This is a genomic window from Stenotrophomonas sp. STEN029 (assembly GCF_056760015.1).
In genome coordinates this window covers 23,196-29,342 of sequence record NZ_JBRREC010000064.1, presented here as the reverse complement: position 1 = coordinate 29,342, position 6,147 = coordinate 23,196, and the positions used below count along the sequence as shown (strand labels likewise).

Sequence of the window (6,147 nt, the reverse complement as noted above, 5' to 3'; positions counted from 1 at the left end):
GCCGAGCATGGCTCGGCACTACATTGATCCTGTACGAGGAAAGCCTCTGCCGAGCATGGCTCGGCACTACATTGATCCTGTACGAGGAAAGCCTCTGCCGAGCATGGCTCGGCACTACATTGATCCTGTACGAGGAAAGCCTCTGCCAAGCATGGCTCGGCACTACGCTGATGCTGTACGGGGAAAGCCTCAGCCGAGCACGGCTCGGCACTACAGGAGCTTAGAACTTCAAACCCTCAGCGCTGGCCTCGGCCGCCTCGATCGTGTTCTGCATCAGCGTGGCCACCGTCATCGGGCCAACGCCACCCGGCACCGGGGTGATCCAGCTGGCGCGCTGCGCTGCCGCTTCAAAGCCGACATCGCCGACCAGGCGACCATCATCCAGGCGGTTGATGCCGACATCAATCACCACCGCGCCCGGCTTCACCCATTCACCCGGGATCAGCTGCGGAATGCCTACTGCGACGACCAGGATGTCGGCGTTGCGCACGGCCTGCTCCAGCACGTCCTTGGGGGTGAATTTGTGGCAGCTGGTCACCGTGCAACCGGCGATCAGCAGCTCCAGCCCCATCGGCCGGCCGACATGGTTGCTGACACCAACGATGGTGGCGTTGCGGCCACGCACCGGTTGATCGGTATGGCCGAGCAGCGTAGTGATGCCACGCGGCGTGCACGGGCGCAGGCCGAACTCGCGCAGCACCAGGTGACCCACGTTCTGCGGGTGGAAACCATCCACGTCCTTGCGCGGATCGATGCGCTGGATCAGCCGATTGGCATCGGGAATGCCCGGCAGCGGCAACTGGATCAGGATGCCGTGGATCTTGGGATCAGCGTTGAGCTGATCGATCAGCTCCAGCAACTGGGCCTCACTGGTGCCTTCCGGCAGATCGTAGTCGAAGGCTTCGATGCCGACCTTTTCGGCCGCGCGACGCTTGTTGCGCACGTACACCGAAGACGCCGGGTCACCACCCACCAGCACCACTGCCAGGCCGGGCCGGGCGCCGCCAGCAGCCAGGCGGGCGTCGACGCGCACCTTCAAATCGTCGAGCAGTTCCTCGGCGATGCGGCGGCCATCAAGGATGCGGGAGGTCTGCGTGGAGGCGTCGGCGAGGACAGTCATGGGGCATGGCGGTGAACACGGGGGCGGCTATTGTCCCTGATTCCGGCCATCGCCACACCTTGTCATGGTCCCGTCGCCCCGCCTGAATCGGCGGCGGCCGGCTCCGCTGCCCCGGCAATGGCGTCAGGATTGAGCGGACGCGCTTCACGTCGCGGCGGGGTGAACGGCGTCGGCGTCGGTGCTCCGGGCGTATTGCGGTACATCAGCCCGGTGTCAGCCTGCAGCCCGCCGCCAGCCATTTCCAGCTCGAAACGTTCGGCGTCGCGCCGACGGATTTCACGCGCGACCACATCGGCCTCATCTTCATCCACGCCCAGCTGCATCAGCGCCGCACGGCCAAACTCCACCGCCGACTCGAAGGTTTCGCGGATCTGGAAATCCACGCCGGCATGTATCAAGGACAACGAATGCTCGCGGTCAAACGAGCGCACCAGCAGCTTGGCCAGCGGGAACTCATGCCGCACCAGCTCGACGATGCGATCCGCGGCAACCCGATCATCCACGCAGACCGCAATCGCGCGTGCTGTTTCAGCACCGGAGGCGCGCAACACATCCAGTCGCGTGCCATCGCCGTAATAGATCTTGAACCCGAACCGGGTGGCGCTGCGGATCATGTCGATATCGTTGTCGATGATGGTGACGTCCACATCGCGCGCCAGCAGCGATTGGCTGGACACCTGGCCGAAGCGCCCGAAGCCGATCACCAGCACGCTGCCGGTGAGCCCGTCAGCTGCATCCACATCATCGGCGGAGACCTGCCCCTCCTTCACCAGCAGCCGATACACCAGCATGCACAGCGGCGTCAGCGCCATCGACAGCACCACGACGGCGGTGAGGTTGGCGTTGACCTTGGCATCGATCACGCCCGTGGTTGCCGCTGCCGCGAACAACACGAACGCGAACTCGCCACCCTGCGCCATCAGCACGCCGCGATCCAGCGCCTGCCGATGATCACTGCCCATCCCCCGCGCCACGCCGTAGATGCAGACCGCCTTGGCCAGCATCATTGCCGGCACCAGCAGCGCGATCACCTTCCAGTTGGCCGCCACCACCGACAGATCCAGGGCCATGCCGACGCTGAGGAAGAACAGGCCAAGCAGGATGCCGCGGAACGGCTCGATATCCGCTTCGATCTGATGACGGAAGGTGGATTCGGACAGCAGCACGCCGGCCAGGAACGCACCCATCGCCATCGACAGCCCACCGAGCTGCATCAACAGCGCCGCCCCCAATACCACCAGCAACGCTGCCGCTGTCATCACTTCGCGCGCCTTGGCGGCAGCAAGGATGCGGAACAAGGGATTGAGCAGATAGCGTCCGACCAGCACCAGGCCAACAATGGCGCCCGCGCCGATGGCGATGCTTGCCCAACGCGAACCTTCGTGCGCCCCGATCTGCGCCGGTGCCATCCACGCAACCACGGCCAGCAGCGGCACGATCAACAGGTCCTCAAACAACAGGATGGAAACAATCTTCTGCCCGGATGGCAGGGTCAGGTCACCGCGCTCACCCAACAGCTGCATCACCACCGCGGTGGAGGTCAGCACGAAACCAGCGGCAGCAATGAAGGCAATCTGCGGGCGGTAGCCGAACAGGATCGCGACGCCGGTCAGCACCAGCGCACAGGTCACGATCTGCGCCGTGCCCAGGCCAAAGATCTCGCCGCGCAGGCTCCAAAGATGTGACGGCCGCATTTCCAGGCCGATCACGAACAGGAACATCACCACGCCCAACTCGGCCACATGCAGGATGGCCTGCGGATCGGAGAACCAGCCGAAGCCGAACGGGCCGATAGCCAGGCCAGCGACGAAGTACCCCAGCACCGAGCCCAGGCCGAGGCGCCTGAACAAGGGCACAGCCACCACCGCAGCGCCCAACAGGGCAACTACCTTTACCAATTCCTGCGAGGATTCCGCTGCCATGCCACATCACCTTGTAATCGTCCAGGTGAACGATAAAGCAAAAAAGCTGCAGAACCGATCAGCGCCTACGGCATTTCACCTCATGGCGAATGCGAACAGAACGCTGCGTAGTCGATATATCCGGGGAATGGCGCGTCTGGGGCACACAACGGACAGGCCGGGTCGGCATGCACGCGGGTTTCGCGGAAGCGCATCTGCAGGGCATCGAAACGCAGCAGACGCCCGGTCAACGGTTCACCGATATCCAGCAGCAGCTTCAACACCTCGGTCGCCTGCATCATCCCCGCCAGCCCCGGCAACACGCCCAGCACGCCGGCCTCGGAACAGTTGGGCGCGAATTCAGGCGGTGGCGGCTCCGGGAACAGGCAGCGGTAGCACGGTGCGACACCGCGCTGGCGACCCGCGTCGAACACACTGACCTGCCCATCGAAGCGTTCGATCGCGGCGTAGACCAAGGGCTTGGCGTGCTTGATGCAGGCATCGTTGAGCAGGTAGCGCAGCGGGAAGTTGTCAGAGCCATCCAGCACCACGTCCACGTCCTGCAACAGGGCATCGATGTTGGCCGAGGTGACGCGCTCAGCGACCGCCTCCACCTCGATGCGCGGGTTCAGCGCCAATAGCCGCTGCCGCGCGGAGTCCACCTTGGCCGTGCCCAAGGAGGCTTCGGTATGGATGATCTGCCGCTGCAGGTTGCTGCGCTCGACCACGTCGTCATCGACAATCCGCAGCCTGCCTACCCCCGCTGCAGCCAGGTAGAACGCTGCCGGCGCACCCAAGCCACCTGCACCAAGCACCAGCACCCGGGATTGCTGCAAGCGGCGCTGGCCAGCTTCGCCCACCTGCGGCAGCAGCAGGTGCCGCGAGTAACGGTCGTAGAAGTCGCGCTCACCGGCATCCAGCATCGGCTGAACCAAGGGCAGACCTGCTGTCCGCCAGGCGACGGTGCCGCCACTTACCGAAGCCAGATTGGTGTAGCCGGCATCCCGCAGCGCCTGCGCGGCGTCCGCCGATCGCTTGCCGCTTTGGCAGATCAGCAGGATTTCGCGGTCGGGGGCTGGCAGGTGCAACGCAGGACTGGCCAGCAGCGCTGCCTTAGCGACGCCGATTGCACCTTCGGCCATGCCACCTGCCCGCTCGTGCGCCTCGCGCACGTCGATCAGCAATGCACCATCTGCGTGGCGGAGACGGGCCTGTTCGGGGGTCAGTTCGCGGATGCTCATGGCTGGATTATCAGTCAAACGGAAAAGAAGAGAGAAATCGGCTTTTTGGCTTTTTTGACTTTTTAGCTCGTCATTCCCGCGCAGGCGGGAATCGCTCTTGCTTGGGATCTTGTTTGGGATCTTGCTAAAGCCCTTGCTTGAGCACCTTGCCCCCCCCTGCCGGGCCCCTACCATCCCAATTGCCTCCACGCCACTTCAAAGGCAAGAGCAGGAGCGATTCCCGCCTACGCGGGAATGACGAGTCACTACCAGTGAGGAGCCATAGCCACGACCGCGGCCAGAGCCAGATCAAGGGCCAAAGCAAACTCCAAGGCCAGAGCGATTCCCGCCTACGCGGGAATGACGAAATCATTTATTGGGAACCTCGCCCGTACCGAACGCACTCCCACTCAATGCATCAAAAACAAAAGCGGCCTTTCGGCCGCTTTCGTCTACATCACTCAGTACGCTTGAACCGCGCCCCGGGCCTGAATCACTTCCGGCCCTTGACGTGCTTCATCAGACGCCGCTTGGCCTTGACCTGCCGATCCGTCAGCACATTCTTCTTGCCTTCGTACGGGTTTGCACCCTCACGGAACAGGAAGGTCACCGGCGTACCCACCAGCTTGAAGCGCTTGCGGAAGAAGTTCTCCAGATAGCGCTTATACGAATCCGGCAGTTCCTTCAGGCGCGTACCGTGCACGATGAAGGTCGGCGGATTGCTGCCACCCGGATGCACATAACGCAGCTTGGAGACGTGACCACGGATGCTCGGCGGCGGGTTGGTCTCATAGGCGATTTCCAGCGCCTTGTTGACCTCGGCCGTGCTGAACTCGTGCGTCGCCGAGGCATGCGCACGGTGAATCGCCTTGAACAACTCGCGCAGGCCCGAACCATGCAGCGCGGAAATCCGCACGTTCTCGGCCCACGGCACGAAGCCCAGCTTCAGCGACAACAGGGTCTCGGCCTGCTGCTTGTCGTACTCGCTCAAGCCGTCCCACTTGTTGATCGCAATGACCAGGGCACGGCCAGCATCCAGCACCGCACCCAGCACGCTTGCGTCCTGATCGGTCACGCCTTCGTGGGCGTCCAGCATCAGCACCGCCACCTGGCACTGCTCGATCGAGCGCAGCGTCTTGACCACGCTGAACTTTTCCACCACTTCGTCCACGCGCGACTTGCGACGCAGGCCGGCGGTGTCGATCAAGCGGTACAGCTGATCGTCGCGCTCCAGATCCACCGCGATCGAATCGCGGGTGGTGCCGGGCACTTCCGAGGCGATCATCCGCTCCTCACCGAGGATGCGGTTCACCAACGTCGACTTGCCCACATTGGGGCGGCCAACGAAGGCGATGCGGATGCGGTTCGGATCGTTGTCCAGGGTCTCGGCCGTGCCTTCTTCCGGCAGGCGACCGACAACCTCTTCAACCAGATCATCGATGCCCTGCCGGTGCGCGGCAGAGACAGTCAGCATCTCGCTGAAGCCATAGCGGGAGAACTCCGAACGAACGGCATGTTCGTCCGTACCGTCGATCTTGTTGATCAACAGCAAGGTAGGCCGCGCTAGCTTGCGCAGCCAAGACAGGATCTCGTCATCCAGGGCCGACGTGCCATCACGCGCGTCAACAACAAATACGATCAGATCCGCCTCACCGGCGGCGGCTCGGGCTTGGCGCGCAGTGGCGCCAGCCAGCCCTTCCTCTTCACCGGCGATACCACCGGTATCGACGATCAGGAAGGGATTGTCCTCATCTAGACGGCAAACACCGTAGTTGCGATCGCGGGTGACACCCGGCTGGTCATGTACCAGCGCATCGCGCGTACGGGTCAACAGATTGAAAATGGTGGACTTACCGACGTTCGGTCGTCCAACCAGGGCGACCAAAGGCAGCATCGCTATGACTCC

5 protein-coding genes are annotated in these 6,147 nt (G+C 63.4%); 1 reads left to right on the top strand and 4 read right to left on the bottom strand.

The annotated features are described in order from the left end of the window. Window positions 1–224 (top strand): hypothetical protein (locus tag ACVOLI_RS14095; RefSeq protein WP_481614896.1); only part of this gene is annotated, 224 nt, incomplete at its 5' end. On the opposite strand, the gene folD is transcribed toward ACVOLI_RS14095, so the two are convergent. The 4 genes from folD to der form a co-directional block, all read right to left on the bottom strand. After that, the gene (folD, locus tag ACVOLI_RS14090) at window positions 221–1,120 is read right to left on the bottom strand and encodes a bifunctional methylenetetrahydrofolate dehydrogenase/methenyltetrahydrofolate cyclohydrolase FolD (RefSeq protein WP_282267661.1); all 900 of its coding nucleotides are present in this window, start codon (window positions 1,118–1,120) and stop codon (window positions 221–223) included. The two genes, ACVOLI_RS14095 and folD, sit on opposite strands and share 4 nt — an antisense overlap. A gap of 62 nt (window positions 1,121–1,182) precedes the next feature. Then, window positions 1,183–3,042 carry a monovalent cation:proton antiporter-2 (CPA2) family protein gene (locus ACVOLI_RS14085; protein WP_481614895.1) on the bottom strand — a complete coding sequence of 620 codons (1,860 nt, stop codon included), beginning with the start codon at window positions 3,040–3,042 and terminating at the stop codon, window positions 1,183–1,185. A gap of 80 nt (window positions 3,043–3,122) precedes the next feature. Further along, on the bottom strand, window positions 3,123–4,262 hold the full coding sequence (gene moeB / locus ACVOLI_RS14080) for a molybdopterin-synthase adenylyltransferase MoeB (RefSeq protein ID WP_481614894.1): 1,140 nt from the start codon (window positions 4,260–4,262) through the stop codon (window positions 3,123–3,125). A 472-nt stretch (window positions 4,263–4,734) separates the two neighbouring features. Continuing rightward, window positions 4,735–6,135 carry a ribosome biogenesis GTPase Der gene (gene der / locus ACVOLI_RS14075; protein WP_481614893.1) on the bottom strand — a complete coding sequence of 467 codons (1,401 nt, stop codon included), beginning with the start codon at window positions 6,133–6,135 and terminating at the stop codon, window positions 4,735–4,737. Between the last annotated feature and the right edge of the window lie 12 nt (window positions 6,136–6,147).

Excerpts from the sequence above, each read along its gene's own strand:
- folD (WP_282267661.1), bottom strand. The coding sequence starts at position 1,120 with ATGACTGTCCTCGCCGACGCCTCCACGCAGACCTCCCGCATCCTTGAT.
- moeB (WP_481614894.1), bottom strand. The coding sequence starts at position 4,262 with ATGAGCATCCGCGAACTGACCCCCGAACAGGCCCGTCTCCGCCACGCA.
- ACVOLI_RS14085 (WP_481614895.1), bottom strand. The coding sequence starts at position 3,042 with ATGGCAGCGGAATCCTCGCAGGAATTGGTAAAGGTAGTTGCCCTGTTG.
- der (WP_481614893.1), bottom strand. The coding sequence starts at position 6,135 with ATGCTGCCTTTGGTCGCCCTGGTTGGACGACCGAACGTCGGTAAGTCC.